General features: G+C 70.7%; 17 protein-coding genes and 1 pseudogene. 9 read left to right on the top strand and 9 right to left on the bottom strand.

Annotated elements, in window-relative coordinates; genetic code table 11:
* Window positions 1-46: 46 nt before the first annotated feature.
* Window positions 47-568 carry an HAD domain-containing protein gene (locus ACZ4U1_RS35350; RefSeq protein WP_467908262.1) on the top strand — a complete coding sequence of 174 codons (522 nt, stop codon included), beginning with the start codon at window positions 47-49 and terminating at the stop codon, window positions 566-568.
* On the opposite strand, the gene ACZ4U1_RS35345 is transcribed toward ACZ4U1_RS35350, so the two are convergent.
* A complete protein-coding gene (locus ACZ4U1_RS35345) occupies window positions 531-2,900 on the bottom strand; it encodes an ATP-binding cassette domain-containing protein (protein WP_467908261.1) in 2,370 nt (789 codons plus the stop codon). The genes ACZ4U1_RS35350 and ACZ4U1_RS35345 overlap by 38 nt on opposite strands.
* Before the next feature lie 55 nt (window positions 2,901-2,955).
* The gene (locus ACZ4U1_RS35340; protein WP_467908260.1) at window positions 2,956-3,420 is read right to left on the bottom strand and encodes a DUF6228 family protein; all 465 of its coding nucleotides are present in this window, start codon (window positions 3,418-3,420) and stop codon (window positions 2,956-2,958) included.
* A gap of 83 nt (window positions 3,421-3,503) precedes the next feature.
* Here ACZ4U1_RS35340 and ACZ4U1_RS35335 point away from each other — a divergent pair, with 83 nt between their 5' ends.
* From ACZ4U1_RS35335 to ACZ4U1_RS35325, 3 genes are all read left to right on the top strand, one after another.
* Window positions 3,504-3,992, top strand: a complete 489-nt coding sequence (locus tag ACZ4U1_RS35335; protein WP_467908259.1) for a helix-turn-helix domain-containing protein — start codon at window positions 3,504-3,506, stop codon at window positions 3,990-3,992.
* A gap of 81 nt (window positions 3,993-4,073) precedes the next feature.
* Entirely contained in the window at window positions 4,074-4,673 is a 600-nt protein-coding gene (locus ACZ4U1_RS35330) for a hypothetical protein (RefSeq protein WP_467908258.1), read from the top strand.
* Between the two features lie 109 nt (window positions 4,674-4,782).
* Complete coding sequence (locus ACZ4U1_RS35325) at window positions 4,783-5,127, top strand: DUF2516 family protein (RefSeq protein ID WP_059255130.1); 345 nt, start codon at window positions 4,783-4,785, stop codon at window positions 5,125-5,127.
* A gap of 14 nt (window positions 5,128-5,141) precedes the next feature.
* Here the strand turns inward: ACZ4U1_RS35325 and ACZ4U1_RS35320 are convergent, their stop codons facing one another.
* The 3 genes from ACZ4U1_RS35320 to ACZ4U1_RS35310 all read right to left on the bottom strand — a co-directional run bounded on the left by ACZ4U1_RS35320 (window position 5,142) and on the right by ACZ4U1_RS35310 (window position 8,833).
* Entirely contained in the window at window positions 5,142-6,443 is a 1,302-nt protein-coding gene (locus ACZ4U1_RS35320) for a PP2C family protein-serine/threonine phosphatase (RefSeq protein WP_467908257.1), read from the bottom strand.
* 329 nt (window positions 6,444-6,772) lie between these two features.
* A complete protein-coding gene (locus ACZ4U1_RS35315; protein ID WP_467908256.1) occupies window positions 6,773-7,840 on the bottom strand; it encodes a C40 family peptidase in 1,068 nt (355 codons plus the stop codon).
* Window positions 7,841-8,017: 177 nt separating this feature from the next.
* The gene (locus ACZ4U1_RS35310) at window positions 8,018-8,833 is read right to left on the bottom strand and encodes a class I SAM-dependent methyltransferase (protein ID WP_467908255.1); all 816 of its coding nucleotides are present in this window, start codon (window positions 8,831-8,833) and stop codon (window positions 8,018-8,020) included.
* Between the two features lie 194 nt (window positions 8,834-9,027).
* Here ACZ4U1_RS35310 and mshA point away from each other — a divergent pair, with 194 nt between their 5' ends.
* Window positions 9,028-10,365, top strand: a complete 1,338-nt coding sequence (gene mshA, locus ACZ4U1_RS35305; RefSeq protein ID WP_467908254.1) for a D-inositol-3-phosphate glycosyltransferase — start codon at window positions 9,028-9,030, stop codon at window positions 10,363-10,365.
* A complete protein-coding gene (locus ACZ4U1_RS35300) occupies window positions 10,358-10,858 on the top strand; it encodes a type III secretion system chaperone family protein (RefSeq protein WP_467908253.1) in 501 nt (166 codons plus the stop codon). Before mshA ends, ACZ4U1_RS35300 begins: the two co-directional genes overlap by 8 nt.
* A gap of 8 nt (window positions 10,859-10,866) precedes the next feature.
* Here ACZ4U1_RS35300 and ACZ4U1_RS35295 read toward each other — a convergent pair whose 3' ends face one another.
* Window positions 10,867-11,664, bottom strand: coding sequence for a helix-turn-helix domain-containing protein (locus ACZ4U1_RS35295; RefSeq protein ID WP_467908252.1), 798 nt, complete (start codon window positions 11,662-11,664; stop codon window positions 10,867-10,869).
* A 49-nt stretch (window positions 11,665-11,713) separates the two neighbouring features.
* On the opposite strand from ACZ4U1_RS35295, the gene ACZ4U1_RS35290 reads away from it, so the two are divergent.
* Complete coding sequence (locus ACZ4U1_RS35290) at window positions 11,714-12,139, top strand: DUF2000 family protein (RefSeq protein ID WP_467908251.1); 426 nt, start codon at window positions 11,714-11,716, stop codon at window positions 12,137-12,139.
* Between the two features lie 15 nt (window positions 12,140-12,154).
* On the opposite strand, the gene ACZ4U1_RS35285 is transcribed toward ACZ4U1_RS35290, so the two are convergent.
* The gene (locus ACZ4U1_RS35285) at window positions 12,155-12,628 is read right to left on the bottom strand and encodes a carboxymuconolactone decarboxylase family protein (protein ID WP_467908250.1); all 474 of its coding nucleotides are present in this window, start codon (window positions 12,626-12,628) and stop codon (window positions 12,155-12,157) included.
* Window positions 12,629-12,942: 314 nt separating this feature from the next.
* On the opposite strand from ACZ4U1_RS35285, the gene ACZ4U1_RS35280 reads away from it, so the two are divergent.
* Window positions 12,943-13,257, top strand: a complete 315-nt coding sequence (locus ACZ4U1_RS35280) for a hypothetical protein (protein ID WP_467908249.1) — start codon at window positions 12,943-12,945, stop codon at window positions 13,255-13,257.
* Window positions 13,241-13,924, top strand: a complete 684-nt coding sequence (locus ACZ4U1_RS35275; RefSeq protein WP_467908248.1) for a hypothetical protein — start codon at window positions 13,241-13,243, stop codon at window positions 13,922-13,924. Before ACZ4U1_RS35280 ends, ACZ4U1_RS35275 begins: the two co-directional genes overlap by 17 nt.
* Window positions 13,925-14,319: 395 nt before the next feature.
* Here ACZ4U1_RS35275 and ACZ4U1_RS35270 read toward each other — a convergent pair whose 3' ends face one another.
* Window positions 14,320-14,844, bottom strand: coding sequence for a hypothetical protein (locus ACZ4U1_RS35270; RefSeq protein ID WP_467908247.1), 525 nt, complete (start codon window positions 14,842-14,844; stop codon window positions 14,320-14,322).
* 1,063 nt (window positions 14,845-15,907) lie between these two features.
* Window positions 15,908-16,755: pseudogene (locus ACZ4U1_RS35265) on the bottom strand (IS5 family transposase).
* Between the last annotated feature and the right edge of the window lie 28 nt (window positions 16,756-16,783).

Below are 16,783 nucleotides of genomic sequence, written 5' to 3'. Positions count from 1 at the left end.
CGGAAAGGCCTGGCGGCGCGGGGCCTGAAGGACGAACCTGTACCTGATGCTGCTCTTCCTCGACGTGGACGGTCCGCTCATCCCCTTCGGGGCGGCGGACCGCGCCTACCCGCTGTACGACGGCCCGCCGGTGCCCGCCGCCGACCACCCGCTGCTCGCCCGTCTCGACCCGGCGCTGGGCCCCCGGCTGACGGCGCTGGGCTGCGAGCTGGTGTGGGCCACGACCTGGATGGACGACGCCAACGACTGCATCGCGCCGTGGCTGGGCCTGCCGCCGCTGCCGGTCGTACGGTGGCCCGACGCCGACGAGCGGCCGGGCCTGCTGCACTGGAAGACCCGGCCGCTGGCCGGCTGGGCGGCGGGCCGGCCCTTCGTCTGGGTGGACGACGAGATCACCGAGGCCGACCGCGCCTGGATCGCCGTCCACCACCCGGCCCCGGCCCTCCTGCACCGCGTCGACCACCGGTACGGCCTGACGGAGGCCGACTTCGCGGTGCTGGAGGAGTGGCTGGCGGCCCCCGCCGGAGGCGTCAGGCGCCCACGTACTCCGCGAGATGCTCGCCCGTGACGGTGGAGCGCGCGGCGACCAGGTCGGCCGGGGTGCCCTCGAAGACGACGCGGCCGCCGTCGTGGCCGGCGCCGGGGCCGAGGTCGATGATCCAGTCGGCGTGCGCCATGACCGCCTGGTGGTGCTCGATGACGATCACCGACTTGCCCGCGTCGACCAGCCGGTCCAGCAGGCCCAGCAACTGCTCGACATCGGCGAGATGCAGACCGGTGGTCGGCTCGTCCAGGACGTAGACCCCGCCCTTCTCGGCCATGTGCGTGGCCAGCTTCAGCCGCTGCCGCTCGCCGCCGGACAGGGTGGTGAGCGGCTGGCCGAGGGTGAGGTAGCCGAGGCCCACATCGGCCATGTTCCGCAGGATGCGGTGGGCGGCCGGGGTGCGGGCCTCCCCGCCGGCGAAGAACTCCTCGGCCTCGGTCACCGGCATCGCCAGCACCTCGCTGATGTCCCGCCCGCCGAGGCGGTACTCCAGCACCGAGGAGTCGAACCGCCGGCCCTCGCACTCCTCGCAGGTGGTGGCCACCCCGGCCATCATCGCCAGGTCGGTGAAGACGACACCGGCGCCGTTGCAGGCCGGGCAGGCGCCCTCGGAGTTGGCGGAGAACAACGCCGGCTTCACGCCGTTGGCCTTGGCGAACGCCTTCCGGATGGGCTCCAGCAGACCGGTGTACGTCGCCGGGTTGCTGCGCCGTGAGCCGCGGATCGGCGCCTGGTCGACGGAGACCACGCCCGCGCGGGCCGGGACGGACCCGTGCACCAGCGAACTCTTGCCGGAGCCGGCGACACCGGTGACGACGACGAGCACGCCGAGCGGGATGTCCACGTCCACGTTCCGGAGGTTGTGGGTCGTGGCCCCGCGGATCTCCAGCGCCCCGGTCGGCTTGCGCACCGTCTTCTTCAGCGCCGCCCGGTCGTCCAGGTGCCGCCCGGTGAGCGTGCCGCTCGCCCGCAGCCCCGCCACGGTGCCCTCGAAGCAGACGGTGCCGCCCGCCGTGCCGGCGCCCGGACCGAGGTCCACCACGTGGTCGGCGATCGCGATGACCTCCGGCTTGTGCTCCACCACGAGCACCGTGTTGCCCTTGTCCCGCAGCCGCAGCAGCAGGTCGTTCATCCGCCGGATGTCGTGCGGGTGCAGGCCGACGGTCGGCTCGTCGAAGACGTACGTGACGTCGGTCAGCGAGGAACCGAGGTGGCGGATCATCTTCGTACGCTGCGCCTCGCCGCCCGAGAGCGTGCCCGAGGGCCGGTCGAGGGAGAGATAGCCGAGGCCGATCTCCACGAACGAGTCGAGGGTCCCGCCCAGCGCGGTCAGCAGCGGCGCCACCGACGGCTCGTCGAGTCCGCGCACCCACTCGGCCAGGTCGCTGATCTGCATCGCGCAGGCGTCGGCGATGCTGATCCCCTTGATCTTCGAGGACCGGGCCGCCTCGCTGAGCCGGGTGCCGTCGCAGTCCGGGCAGGTCGTGAAGGTGACCGCCCGGTCCACGAACTCCCGGATGTGCGGCTGCATCGCCTCGCGGTCCTTGGCGAGCATGGACTTCTGGATCCGCGGGACCAGCCCCTCGTACGTCATGTTGATGCCCGCGATCTTCATGCGGGTCGGCTCGCGGTACAGGAAGTCGTCCAGCTGCTGCTGGGTGAACGTGCGGATCGGTTTGTCCGGGTCGAAGAAGCCGGACTCGGTGTAGAGGCGGTAGTTCCAGCCGCCGGGCTTGTAGCCGGGGATGGTCAGCGCGCCCTCGCTGAGCGACCTGTCCTCGTCGTAGAGCTGGGCCAGGTCGATGTCCGTGACCGTGCCGCGGCCCTCGCAGCGCGCGCACATACCGCCGGTGACGCTGAACTCGCGGCGCTCCTTCACCGTCTTCCCGCCGCGCTCCACGGTGACCGCGCCGGCCCCGCTGATCGAGGCGACGTTGAAGGAGAACGCCTTGGGCGAGCCGATGTGCGGGGTGCCGAGCCGGCTGAAGAGGATGCGCAGCATCGCGTGGGCGTCGGTGGCGGTGCCGACCGTGGAGCGCGGGTCGGCGCCCATCCGCTGCTGGTCCACGATGATCGCGGTGGTCAGCCCGTCGAGCACGTCCACGTCGGGCCGCGCCAGCGTGGGCATGAAGCCCTGGACGAACGCGCTGTACGTCTCGTTGATCAGCCGCTGCGACTCCGCGGCGATCGTGTCGAACACCAGCGAGCTCTTGCCCGAGCCCGAGACACCCGTGAACACCGTCAGCCGGCGCTTGGGGATCTCGACGCTGACGTCCTTGAGATTGTTCTCGCGTGCCCCGTGCACACGGATCAGGTCATGACTGTCGGCGGCATGCTGTGCGATGGCGTCGTCCATGCGGGCCACGGTAGCCGCGCCGGTCCCGCGCCGGCTTCTCCATTCCTGACCTCCGTCACCAAGGGGCCGCGAGGAAGCCGCGGACGTCGGCCGCGAAGGCGGACATCTCCTCTCCGGCCTCCAGCCACGTGGTCACCGAGGCCCTCCAGCCCCCCGCCGCCGTCGGCCACGGCCGCAGGGTCCAGCTCAGACCGACATACCCACCGGCCCGGAACACGGCCGAGACGGCCAGGTCCCGGTCATCGGTATGCCAGCTCCGCTCACCGTCCCACCCTCGGTAGTCCGTGGCCAGCTCCTGCAGGAAAAGCCCGAGATCGCTGTCCCAGATCCAGGCGACGACCTCGTCCACGCGAGCGGTCATCCCCGGCGCCCATGCCTCGACGGCGTAGTGCACGGAGTCCTGGTCGAAGCTGAACCGGTCGCAGAACCGCACACCGACGGCCGGGTTGTCCCGACAGCGGACGTTTACGTATGCCTGGTCGTTGAGGGCGCTGTCGCCGTGACTGTCCGGAGAGGCCATGGGAGAACCCTAGGGGGGCGCGCGACACACTCTTGCAAGCGGGGTGCTTGCAATTGTTAGCGGGGGTGGGGCATGGTGGAGGCATGGCATCGCTGAACGTCGGCAATCTCGGTGAGTACCTGCGCGAGCAGCGGCGGAACGCCCAGCTGTCGTTGCGGCAGCTCGCCGACGCCGCCGGGGTGTCCAATCCCTACCTGAGCCAGATCGAGCGCGGGCTGCGCAAGCCCAGCGCGGAGGTGCTCCAGCAGGTCGCCAAGGCCCTGCGCATCTCCGCCGAGACCCTGTACGTCCGCGCCGGCATCCTCGACGCCGAGCGGGGCCGGGACGAGGTGGAGACGCGCGCCGTCATCCTCGCCGACCCCACGCTCAACGAGCGGCAGAAGCAGGTGCTGCTCCAGATCTACGAGTCCTTCCGCAAGGAGAACGGATTCGGGATCGGCGAGCCTGCCGAGGAGGACGGGCCGGGACAGGGGACCGTGGACCAGGGGACCGGCGGCGGCAGCCGTACGGCCGGCGCGGGCGATGCCGCCGGAAGTGACACGGACGCCGGCCCGCGGCGGACGGCCGGCTGACGCCGGACCAGGGCTCCGGACGCCCGCCGCGGACCACACCGACCCAGCCGAACGCGAATCCGATCCGGGAGGACCCTCACCATGGCCATCACCGACGACCTGCGCAAGACCCTCAGCGACCCGACCCCGCTCTACTTCGCCGCCGGCACCGCCGACCTGGCGCTTCAGCAGGCCAAGAAGGTGCCAGCCCTGGTCGAGCAGCTGCGCGCCGAGGCCCCGGCCCGCATCGAGGCCGTGCGCAACACCGACCCGAAGGCGGTGCAGGAGAAGGCCACCGCCCGTGCCAAGGAGGCGCAGGAGACCCTCCAGGCCAAGGTCAACGAGTTCATCGGCACCCTCGACGTCGACCTGAAGAAGATCGGCGAGACCGCCCAGGACCTCGCCCTGCGCAGTGTCGGCGTCGCCGCCGAGTACGCCGTCAAGGCCCGCGAGACCTACGAGCGGGTCGCCGAGCACGGCGAGCAGGCCGTGAAGACCTGGCGCGGCGAGGCCGCCGAGGAGATCGAGGACCTGGCGATCGCCGTCGAGGGCAAGCCCGAGCCGGTCGAGGTCAAGGACGACGAGCCGAAGCCGGCCGGCGCCCAGGACGGGCCCGCCGAGGAGAAGAAGCCCGCGGCGAGGAAGGCTCCGGCCGCCCGCAAGGCCACCACCGCGAAGAAGACAGCGCCGCCGGCCAAGTGACCATGGCCGACGGGACGGGTCCGGGCCGGGCACCTTTGGGGTGTCCGGCCCGTTCTATGGGTACGGTGGCGGCGTAGCAGGGTTCGGCAATCAACGGGCGGTGGGCAGCATGCTGATGTTGGGCTTCGCGGGGTTCATGGGCATCCTGAAGATCATTCTGATGGCCCTGGCCGCCTTCGGGCTGTTCGACGCCGCGTTCCGGCGCGAGGACGCCTTCCGCGCGGCCGACAAGCAGAACAAGGTCTTCTGGCTGATCATCCTCGGCATCGCCCTCGTGGTCAGCTACCTGTTCTCGATCCTGTCCATCCTGCCCATCGCCGGCGCCGTCGCGAGCATCGTGTACATCGTGGACGTACGCCCCGCCCTCCAGCAGGTCGGCGGCGGCCGCGGGTGGGGCCGGCGGCGGGGGAGCAGCAGCGACGGCCCGTACGGCCCCTGGAACGGCGGCCGCTAGCGGCGTCCGCGCCCCTACGGCGCCCGGTCCAGCAGGACGACCGCCACGTCGTCCGTCAGCTCGCCGCCGTTCAGCTCGCGCACCTCATGGACCGCGGCCCGCAGCAGTTCCTCCCCCCGCAGCCCCTCGGCGAGCTGCCGGCGGATCAGTTCCACCATGCCGTCCTGACCGAGCCGCTCGCCGCCCTCGCCGACCCGGCCCTCGATCAGGCCGTCGGTGTAGAGCATCAGGCTCCACTCGGCACCCAGCTCCACCTGCATCCGCGGCCAGCGGGCGCCGGGGAGCAGGCCCAGGGCGGGGCCGTTGTTGTCGTAGGGGAGCAGCCGCGCGGGGCGGCCGGGGCGGGCGATCAGCGGGGCCGGATGGCCGGCCAGGCACAGGCCCGCCCGGCGGCCGTCGGGGGCGATGTCGACCGTGCACAGCGTCGCGAAGATCTCCTCGTCGGCCCGCTCGTGCTCCAGCACCTGCTGCAAGGTGTTCAGCAGCTCGTCCCCGCACAGCCCGGCCAGCGTCAGCGCCCGCCAGGCGATGCGCAGCTCCACGCCGAGCGCGGCCTCGTCCGGGCCGTGCCCGCAGACGTCACCGATCATGGCGTGCACGGTGCCGTCGGGGGTGCGCACGGCGTCGTAGAAGTCGCCGCCGAGCAGCGCCCGGGACCGGCCGGGGCGGTAGCGCGCGGCGAAGCGCAGCTGGGAGCCCTCCAGCAGCGGGGTGGGCAGCAGACCGCGCTCCAGCCGGCGGTTCTCCTGCGCGCGCAGCCGGCCCTCGGCGAGCCGCCGCTCGGCGGTGTCGGACCGCTTGCGCTCCACCGCGTACCGGATGGCACGGCTGAGCAGCCGGCCGTCCAGCTCGTCCCGGAAGAGGTAGTCCTGGGCGCCCACGCGCACGGCCTCGGCGCCGCGCTCGGCGTCGCCGGAGGCGGTCAGCGCGAGCACGGCGTGCCGGGGCGCGAGCTGGAGGACGTGCTTGAGCACGGCCAGCTCGTCGTCGCTGTCGCTGCCGCCGGGCGCCGGGAGCGCCAGGTCCAGCAGGATGCAGTGGACGTCGTCGGTGAGCAGCCGCTCGGCCTCGGTGAGGTTGCGGGCGGTACGGACGCGGATCGGCTTGCCGGCCGAGTCCAGCAGGTCGGGCACGATCGGCGAGCCGGCCGGATCGTCCTCGATCAGCAGCAGGGTGAGAGTGGCGCCGGTGCCGTTCACGGCGGTGGCGTCGCGGTGGGCCTCTTCCTTGAGGGGGCCGCCCACGCTGCGGGCGGCCTGCGCCTGACCACTCTCCACGGCCGGGATCGCTCTCTGCCGCGGTACGGGTACGGGCATTGTCTTGGGTTCCTTCCCTCCCCCCGAGGGCACGGGGCGGCGTCGAGGGGTCTCGACCCACCGACCGGGACCATAGCGGCTCGGGCCGCCCCGATGGAATGGTGTGAGCCCCGTCGCTCCGGTGCCCGCCACTGTCATATGCCGCGTTCCCTACCGCAGTTGGACAGGACGACGGCCCGGACGGGATGACGAAGCTCACGTCCTGCCCCGGTTTGGGCGGGGGTTGGCCGTGCGGTGGGTCACATGAGCCACGTCACCAGCTCACATGAGCCGCGCCCGCAGGCCGCATGAGCCGCGCCGGCAGGCCGCCGGGACCGCCCTGAGGCGCCTCAGGCGTCCGGTCGTACGACCCCGAGTATCGGCATCGAGCCGGCGCCCGCGATCGTCACCGTGCGGCCGGGGCGCGGGGCGTGGATGATCGCGCCGTCGCCGATGTACATCGCGACATGGCTGGCGTCCTCGAAGTAGATGATGAGATCGCCGGGTCGCATGTCCTCGACGTCGACGCGCTTCAGCTGCTTCCACTGCTCCTGCGAGGTGCGCGGGACGGGGTGGCCGGCCGTCGCCCAGGCCTGGGAGGTCAGGCCCGAGCAGTCGAAGGAGTCCGGTCCCTCGGCGCCCCACACATACGGCTTGCCGAGCTGCTGCGTGGCGTACTTCACGGCCTTCTCGCCCTGCGCGGAGGCCTTGCCGTGGACGTCCTCGAGTACGCCGGTGTCCAGCCAGGCGGTCTGCGCCTTGTCCGCCGCCTCCCGCTCCAGCTGGGCGAGTCGCTCCTTCTCCTTCTTCTCCAGCCGGGACTGGAGTTTCTCGGCCGCGTCGATCTGCTTCTCGATCTTCTTCTTGGCGGCGGCCTTCGCCTTGCGGCCCTCCTCCAGCTTCTTCCAGCGGGCGGAGGCGTCGTCCGCGTACCCCTGCAACTCCTTCTGGGTGCGGGCCTTTTCCTCCATCAGCTTCTTCGCCGCCTGCTGGCCCTGGAGCACCCGGCCGGCGCCGTCCAGGAACTGGCCCGGGTCGTCGCTGAGCAGGAACTGGGCGGTGGCGGACAGCCCGCCGGTGCGGTACTGGTCGCGGGCCGCGGCGCCCGCCTGGTCCTTCAGCTTCTCCAGCTTCTTCCGGCCCTCGACGATCTTCTTCGCCAGCGCCACGATCTCGGCGGACTGCTTCTTCGCCTTCTCCTCGGCCGCGTTGTAGGCGTCGGTGGCCACGGCCGCGTCGTGGTAGAGCCTGTCGAGCTTCTTGCGGACCTCTTCAAGGTCCTTGCCGGGGGCGGGAGTCGCCGTGGGTGTGGGGGTGGGGGTGGGGGACGCGAACGCCGTGCCGGGTGCCGAGAGGACGGTCACCGTGCAGACCACGGTCAGGGCGGCCGTGAGCAGGCCACGCTTGGCCGAACGCATACCTCTTCCCCCAAACTGATTTACCGTCAGTAACTTACGGTCGTCCGAGGGATCGTGCCACGGCCGCGCGCAAAGCGACAGAGGCCATCGGGAACAGGAATTACCCCGTCCGCGGCCGCGTACGGCGATCTCCTCGCCGATGTGACGAACGACCCGCAAAGATCGTTCCGTCCCCGGTCAGATCCGGGGCGCCAAGGCCCCCCACGCCACAGTCACTTCGCCCTGCCGCCAGCGGGCCGGGGAGTCCGTCACCGGCCAGTCGGCCCTCAGGTCCCGTACGGCGCGCAGCCAGCGCTGCCGGGCGCCGTAGGAGGCGAACGGCGCGGCGGCGGCCCAGGCGCGGTCGAAGTCGCGGAGGAAGGCGTGCACCGGCTCGCCCGGGACGTTGCGGTGGATCAGCGCCTTCGGCAGGCGTTCGGCCAGGTCGGAGGGGCGGTCCAGGGAGCCCAGCCGGGTGGCGAAGGTGACCGTGCGCGGACCCTCGGGGCCGAGCGCGACCCACACGTGCCGCCGCCCGATCTCGTCGCAGGTCCCCTCGACCAGCAGTCCGCCGCGCGAGCCGCCGCCCGCCGGGGCGAGCCGCGCGCACAGCTGCCGCCACACCGCGGCGACCTCGGCCTCGTCGTACTGGCGCAGGACGTTCGCCGCGCGGATCAGCAGCGGCCGTTCGGTGATCGGCACCTCGAAGCCGCCGTGCCGGAAGGTGAGCCCCTCCCGCTCGTACGGCCGGGCTCCCGCCACCCGCTCCGGTTCGATCTCGATGCCGACCACGCGCGTGCGCGGCGCTGCCGCGCGGAGCCGGGTCAGCAGCTCGACGGCGGTCCAGGGCGCGGCGCCGTAGCCCAGGTCGACGGCCACCGGATCGTTCGCGCGGCGCAGCTCGGCGCCGTGCACGGCCGCGATCCAGCGGTCCATGCGGCGGAGCCGGTTGGGGTTGGTCGTCCCGCGCGTCACCGTTCCCACGGGTCGGCGGGTCGCTGCGCGGGCTGTCATGCGTACGAGAGTAAGCGGGTGCGGGGGCGCGGTCCGCCGACGCGTTCCGTATTCGAACGGTTGACCGAGGCAAGGTAATGATTCAGTAAAGCGGCCTGAGAGGGAAATGGCCGGGCACCCCCTTGCTGTTGGACCCCCGTGGAGGGCGCGGTCGGTCCTCCGGCAGGCATGCCCGCAGCAAGGAGGAACGCCACGTGAGCCAGTACGTCAGCAGGCTCGGGCGACGCTCCCCGTCGGCCGGCGCGCGACTCCGGCTGTACCGCAGGCCCCGCCGGGTCGCCATGCTCTCCGTGCACACCTCCCCACTCCACCAGCCCGGCACCGGCGACGCCGGCGGCATGAACGTCTACATCGTGGAGCTGGCCCAGCGGCTGGCCGCCCTCAACATCGAGGTGGAGATCTTCACCCGGGCCACGGCAGGCGGCCTGCCCCCCTCCGTCGAGCTGGCCCCCGGCGTCCTCGTCCGGCACGTCGACGCGGGCCCCTACGAGGGCCTGGCCAAGGAGGACCTCCCGGCCCAGCTGTGCGCCTTCACGCACGGCGTGATGCAGGCGTGGGCCGGCCACCGCCCCGGCCACTACGACCTCGTCCACTCGCACTACTGGCTCTCCGGCCACGTCGGCTGGCTCGCCGCCCAGCGCTGGGGCGTGCCCCTGGTGCACGCCATGCACACCATGGCCAAGGTCAAGAACGCCAACCTGGCCGACGGCGACACCCCCGAGCCCGCCGCCCGGGTCATCGGCGAGACCCAGATCGTGGCCGCCGCCGACCGGCTCATCGCCAACACCGCCGAGGAGGCCGGCGAGCTGGTCCGGCACTACGCGGCCGACCCCGCGAAGGTCGCCGTCGTCCACCCCGGCGTGAACCTGGAGCGCTTCCGCACCGCCGACGGCCGGGCCGCCGCCCGAGCCCGCCTCGGTCTCCCGCGGGACGCCCTGATCCCGCTCTTCGCCGGCCGCATACAGCCCCTGAAGGCGCCGGACGTCCTGCTGCGCGCCGTGGCCGTCCTGCTTGACGAGCGCCCCGAGCTGCGCTCGCGCATCGTCGTCCCGGTCGTCGGCGGCCCGAGCGGCAGCGGGCTCGCCAAGCCGGAGGGGCTGCAGAAGCTCGCGGCCCGGCTGGGCATCGCGGACGTCGTGCGGTTCCGCCCGCCGGTCGGCCAGGAGCAGCTGGCGGACTGGTTCCGGGCCGCCTCAGTCCTCGTCATGCCGTCCTACAGCGAGTCGTTCGGCCTGGTCGCCGTGGAGGCGCAGGCGACCGGCACCCCGGTGCTCGCGGCCTCGGTCGGCGGTCTGCCCGTGGCGGTGCGGGACGGCGAGACCGGCTTCCTGGTCCAGGGCCACGACCCGGCCGACTACGCGCGCGTGCTGCGCCGTTTCGCCGACGATCCCGGCCTGTCCGCGCGCATGGGCGAGGCCGCCGCCGGGCACGCCCAGTCGTTCGGCTGGGACGCGTCCGCCGCCGCCACCGCCGACGTCTACACGGCCGCGACCCAGTCCCACCGCCGTCGCGTACCCTCCCACCATGGGTGATGTGGAGAAGGCCGGGCAGGTCCTGGAGGGCGTCTTCAAGGACGCGGAACTGGAGTGGGAGAGCCCCGCGCCCGGCACCTACGTGGTGAAGCTCCCCGGCAGCCGGAAGCTGTCCACCACGGTGTCCTTCCTGGTCGGCCGGCACTCCCTGTCGCTGAACGCCTTCGTCATCCGCCACCCGGACGAGAACGAGGCCGGCGTCCACCGCTGGCTCCTGGAGCGCAACCTCAAGCTCTACGGCGTCAGTTACGCCGTCGACCGCCTCGGCGACGTCTACGTCACCTCCCGGCTGCCCCTCGCCTCCGTCACCCCGGACGAGATCGACCGCCTCCTCGGCCAGGTCCTGGAGGCGGCCGACGGCGCCTTCAACACCCTCCTGGAGCTGGGCTTCGCCTCCTCGATCCGCAAGGAGTACGCCTGGCGGGTGTCGCGCGGGGAGTCCACGCGGAACCTGGAGGCGTTCATGCACCTGATCGAACGCCCGGCGGACTGACGCGCGGCTCAGCGCGACCTGCTCCGGTAGCGCCCCGGGGTCACCCCGACCAGCCTCTTGAAGTGCCGGGTGAGATGGGCCTGGTCGTAGAACCCGGCCACCGGGGCCACCTCGCCCGGCGGCATCCCGTCGAGCAGCAGCCGCCGGGCCCGCCCGACCCGGCGTGACATCAGGTACTGGTGCGGGGCGATGCCGTACGCGCCGCTGAACGCCCGGACGAGATGCGCCGGATGGGCGTGCAGCAGCCGGCCGGCCTCCTCCAGCGAGACCCCCTCCACGACCCGCGCGTCCAGCAACTCCCGCAGCCGGCGGGCGAGCATCGGATCCCGGGGCCGTCCGGTGGGGGTGCGCCGCCGCAGATGGTCCCGCAGCCGCTCCGCGACGAGGGTCAGCCTGCTCTCCGCCTCCAGCTCGTCGCCGGGCCGGGCGAGGGCGGAGTGCAACTGCCCGACGCGCAGCCGCAGTACGGGATCCCGGAGGTCGGGGGAGTCCACGGCCGGGCCGATGAACTCCTCCCCGAGCCGACTGCCGTCCAGGTAGACGACCCGCTTGCGGAACCCCCCGGGCGTGGCCGGGGAGCCGTTGTGCGGCACGTGCGGCGGCAGCAGCGACACGGTGTCGTGCGGGGTGCCGTGCTCATGCCGGTCGAGGTCGTACCGTACGGCCCCGTCGTCCACGATCAGCAGCGTCCAGGCGTCGTGGACGTGCATCGGATAGGCGTACTCGGTGAAGCGGGCGTGGAACACCTCGGTGACGCCGGACACCCGGGGACGCCACGCGCTGACGAGTTCCTGCCCGGCGGCCATGCAAGGAACGTACAAGACCGGGCCGGCGGCCGTCGGCCAGTCTCATCCCATGAACACCGAACCCCTCCGCTTCGACACGAAGATCGCCGTCCTGCTGCGCGCGGACCTGGAGCCCTGGCAGCGTCTGAACGTCACCGCGTTCCTGGTCAGCGGCCTGGGCACGACGGTCCCCGAGGTGATCGGCGAGCCGTACCAGGACGCCGACGGGGTGCCGTACCTGCCGATGTTCCGGCAGCCGGTGCTGGTCTTCGAGGGCACGAAGGAGACCCTGAGGGCGGCCCACGGCAGGGCACTGAGCCGTGCCCTGCCCCGCGCGGTGTTCACGGCGGACCTGTTCGCCACGGGCAACGACCGCGACAACCGCGCGGCGGTCCGCGCCGTCCCGACGGCCGGCCTGGACCTGGTGGGCCTGGCGCTCCACGGCCCCCGGAACGCCGTGGACAAGACCCTCAAGGGCGCCCGCATGCACCCGTGAGCCCGCTTCCCCTCCTCAGCCGAACATGCCGGGCACGTAGTCGCCGGCGGGCTGCCGGACGATGACGTTCGCCCGGTTGTACGCGTTGATCAGGGCGATGAGGGCGACCAGGGCGGCGAGCTGCTCCTCGTCGTAGTGCTTGACGGCGTTCGCCCACACCTCGTCCGAGACCCCGCCGGCCGCGTCGGCGATCCGCGTCCCCTCCTCCGCCAGCTCCAGCGCGGCCCGCTCGGCGTCACTGAACACGGTCGCCTCACGCCAGACGGCGACCATGTTCAGCCGGGTCTGGGTCTCCCCGGCGTCCAGGGCGTCCTTGGTGTGCATGTCGGTGCAGAACCCGCACCCGTTGATCTGGCTGGCCCGGATCTTCACCAGCTCCTGCGTGGCAGCGGGCAGCGCCGACTCCGCGATCACCTTTCCCGCGGCGTTGAAGTGCTTGAACAGCTTCCCGGCGAACGGGTTGGCGAGGAGGTTGAGCCGAGCTTCCATGGTGTGCTCCTGGGTCGTTGCGGCTGCTTGCACCTCATTGACGGAGGGGGACGGGGAGATGTGACACGGGCGGACGTGGTCTGGGTCACACCACCTGGAAGGCAAGGGGGCTACGGCTTGCGCGGCCAGGCTGGTGCGGGATGAGCCGTTCCCGCCCCCGCCGGGCGCCTGCGCCGATACAGTGCTCAGACCAGCGGGGGAGACGACGATCGTGGACGAGCTGACATTCGCCGTGACGACGGTGTTCGCGGCCCTCCTCAGTGAGGCATCGCAGGACACCTACGCGAAGGCCCGGGGAGATCATCCGGCGTGTCTTGCGACGCGGTGACCGCCCGGACGCCGGCGCCGTTCTGGAGCGGCTCGACGAGGATCGAGCGAGTGTGGAGCGATACTCCGGGGCGTACCGCGATGAGGCGGCGCGCAGTGCGGCAGCCGAGTGGGCTCCGACTCTGGAAGAGCTGATGCGAGTAGACCCGGAAGCCTTTCAGGAGCTACGAGCTCTTACAGGGACGAGCCGTCCGGCAAATGTGATCAACCAGCACAACCACGGCCAGGGCACCTTCATCAACGGCAATATCGAAGGCGGCCTTACGATCAATCACGGCGCAACGCATGGCAGAGACGCCTGAGCCCCTGACCCGGCGGGACCAGCACAACCATGGTCCCGGCATCTTCATCGCCGGCCATGTCATCGGCGACGTGCATCATCACTCGCCGCCCCCGCACGGGCGAAACCCGCCGGACACCCTGTCGAGGGGAGCCGACGCAGGTACGGGTGCGAAGGCACCTGACGCCCAGGAGCCCACCGAGAACGAGGGTGACGAACACAGTCGGCTCGGGTCGCTGATAGGTCATTCCTTAGGCGCACTCATGCTCTTCGGATCCGCGGGTGTCGGAGCGGCAACCACGTTCACCGCGCGCACACCGACAGCGGAGCGCGTCGTGTCGGTCCCCCTGGCGGCCGGCCTCGCCATCGGTGGGCTGATTCCTCTGGCGTTCATGTTCGCCGCACTCGCCGAAGTCTGTGCTGCGGGAGCCGGCAACGCGGCCGCTGCGGCAGTCGGACAAGGCGAGGCAGGCAGGAGCTCCACGGCTCGTCTCAATCTGCGCCACGCCCGACTGCTGGCCCGGACAGCCGACATGAGCTCGGTCCTCGCAGGGTACGTGGCCGCACTCGTCGGGTTCCTGGCGGTGGGCGGAAGAGCGGCGGATCGCGCTCAGCAGGCGCGGGATTCTGCGGTATCGGAAGTCGGGAAAGCCGAGGAGGCATTGAAGAGAAGTGCCCCCTTTTCGTGAGCGAGCCGGGCGGGACCGCGAACGACAGAGTCCACGGCGCGGCGGGAGCGCCCAACCGGTCACCGGAAACCCGTCAGGGGCCCGACCCGCTAAGCGGATCAGGCCCCTGACCTGGTACTACGGCGTCGGGGTGGCGGGATTTGAACCCACGACCTCTTCGTCCCGAACGCGATCGGCCCACCAATACCCTCGCTTTATGGGCTTCGACGTGCGCGGCTGACTTCGACACCGTCCGTTGCTGTCCAGGAGCGTCTTGACCGGGCTGCTTCGTTTGGCCCCCGTTTGGCCCCCCGGATAGAGCTGCAGCCTCGCTGCGCCCGCCCCGGTAAAGCGAGTTGGGAGGTGACCGTCAGACCGGGACCAGGGAGCCGTGATTGGCGAAGTTGTGGCCCTCTTCAGGAAGCACAACGAAGACCCCGGACCCTTGCATTACCACCCCACTGGGGTGCTGGCAGTGCACCGTTCGGTTGACTAGGGTCAGGCTGTTGCCTGGTTTGCTGCAGAGCCTGCGCTTGTTGCTGCGATTCTTCGACTACGCCGCCCAGGGCAGCCCGGCTCGCGCTTTTGACCATCAGCGGCACCAGGGAAGTGACCTGCTGGACAGCCGAGAGTGCGCCCAACCCGGTGAGAAACGCCACCAGTGGGTTGGTGCTTTGCGGATAGGTTGCCGCCACGACGCCTGTCATGGCTCCGCCGACCAGGAGCCGCAACATTCCAGCGTCGCAGTGCGCCTTCCAACCGGGTGCCGGCAGGTGCTCCTCACCGGGTCGTACATCCCGTTGGCGGAGGGGCGGGTCGATCGTGCCTGACTGGACGTACCACGGCATCTGGCGGTGCCACCTGATGGACTTGATGACGTCGACGGCTTCCATTGAGGCACCGCCGGCCGCTCCAACCATCGCCGCTTGGAACCAGTCCATAGTCCGAGGCTAGATGGATACGCTTCTTCCAGGGGCAGTTTTGCTAAATGGCAATGTCGTAGTTCCTGCCGACGCCAGTCCCCATCGGTTGCGAATGAGCAAGAAGGGCCCAGGGATTGGTTGACCCGCAGGCCGTTGCCGGGTCCGCCAGGAATGTTGCAACTGGCTGCGGATGTGATCACGGTTGACCCCGCCGCCGGGGGAGCACGTCCTGAAGCTCATCAGCGCGGCCGGCCAACTCCAGCCGTTGACGGGCGCCAATTCGTCAACGCGTTCAACAACCCGGCCGACCGCCCTCCCGGGATGCAGCAGGCTTACGGCGGTGGGACTCTGGTGTTACGGGGCCGCATCGATGCCCTTATGGCCAGGATCCGAGAGGCTTTGAGATGAAGCTCGGATACTTCATGGCTGCTGCAGTTCTGCTGTCCTCCATACCGTTCGCGGGGATATCGGAGCCTGCTGCCGCTGATGACATTCACACTGTTACATTCCAGGGGTCTTTGCGGGTGATCGACGCGGGTGGATTGGGACTCCCCGCAACCGTGAGAGGGGGCAAATTCACCAGGAAGGCCGGCCTTACCCGCAGTGCCCCCAGTGCGTCCTTCAAGTTCAGTCTGTGCGCGGCTGGTGAGACCAGGGGCGACCTGTTTGTCGGACTGGGGCTCAGTGGCTCCCAAGCGGTTGTCGCCATCTCAAGGCTAAGATTGTACGAGGGCCGAACCTGCGACACCGACGACCTCGACGGATGGCATCAGCCTGTGGTCAGCAGCATCGCCGTTGGCCAAGAGAGGCACGTGAACGTTTCAGTACGGAATGACGAGTTCCAGTCGCCGGATATGGCGGTGGCGGACTTTAACCTGAGGCATGACGTTGGGTAGTCATCGGCGCTCTCGAATGTGGTAGCCAGCACGGTCCCCGGTGACAGTCGCCGGTCTCCAGGTCCAGGCTATCGGGACCGTGGTCCGTCAGATTGGACGCCCCGTAGGTACCGAGGTGGAGTGCGCGGAGTAACCACAACGGCTCCTCGGAGTCACGGCGGAGCGTCGTCAGGGCCTAACAGCGGCTAACACAATGAGCTGAGTTGTCGGTGTGCGATCAGGCAGCAGGCAAGTTTGAGGAACGCTTCGTGGATGTCGGCTCTGCGTTCCCAGCGGATCCGCAGACGTCGGAAGCCGTGCAGCCACGCGAAGCTTCTCTCGATCACCCAGCGGTAGGTGCCAAGTCCAGTGCCGTGCCGTGTTCCGCGGCGGGCGATGGCCGGCACGATGCCGCGAGCGCGGACCTGATCTCGAGATGTCGTGGTCGTAGCCACGGTCGGCGAAGAGCGAGTCGGGTTTGCGGCGCGGTCGTCCGAGCCGGCCGCGGACCGGCGGGATCGCATCGAGCAAGGGCAGGAGCTGGGTGACGTCGTTGCGGTTGCCGCCGGTCAGCAGGACGGCGAGCGGGGTGCCGTGTCCGTCGGTGATGAGGTGGTGTTTCGAGCCTGCCCGGCCCCGGTCGACCGGCGAGGGGCCCGTGTGGCTCCCCCTGTTAGCGCCCTGACATGGGAAGAATCGACCACGCAGCGGGACCAGTCCAGCCGGGAGGCTGCGTTCAGTTCGGCCAGCAGGACCTCGTGGAGCCGTTGCCACACACCGGCCTCGTTCCAGTCCCGCAGGCGTCGCCAGCAGGTCATGCCCGATCCGAATCCCAGCTCCTTCGGGAGGTACTCCCACTGGATGCCGGTGTGCAGCACGTACAGGATCCCGCACAGCACCTCCCGGTCCGGTAACGCCTTGCGGCCGGGATACCGGAAGCGGCGCTCACGCTGCGGCAGCAGCGGCTCCAGGCCGTCCCACAGCTCATCCGACACGATCCACGGCGATGTCCCCACGCCAGCCGAACGTGCAACTCCCGCCACGGACACGGCAACCAGCGCCGATCCACCTCATTGTGTTAG

The sequence above is a fragment of the Streptomyces sp. NPDC028928 genome (assembly GCF_055564915.1).
The sequence above is the reverse complement of the archived record's forward strand: the minus strand, read 5'-3'. Positions and strand labels throughout refer to the sequence as shown.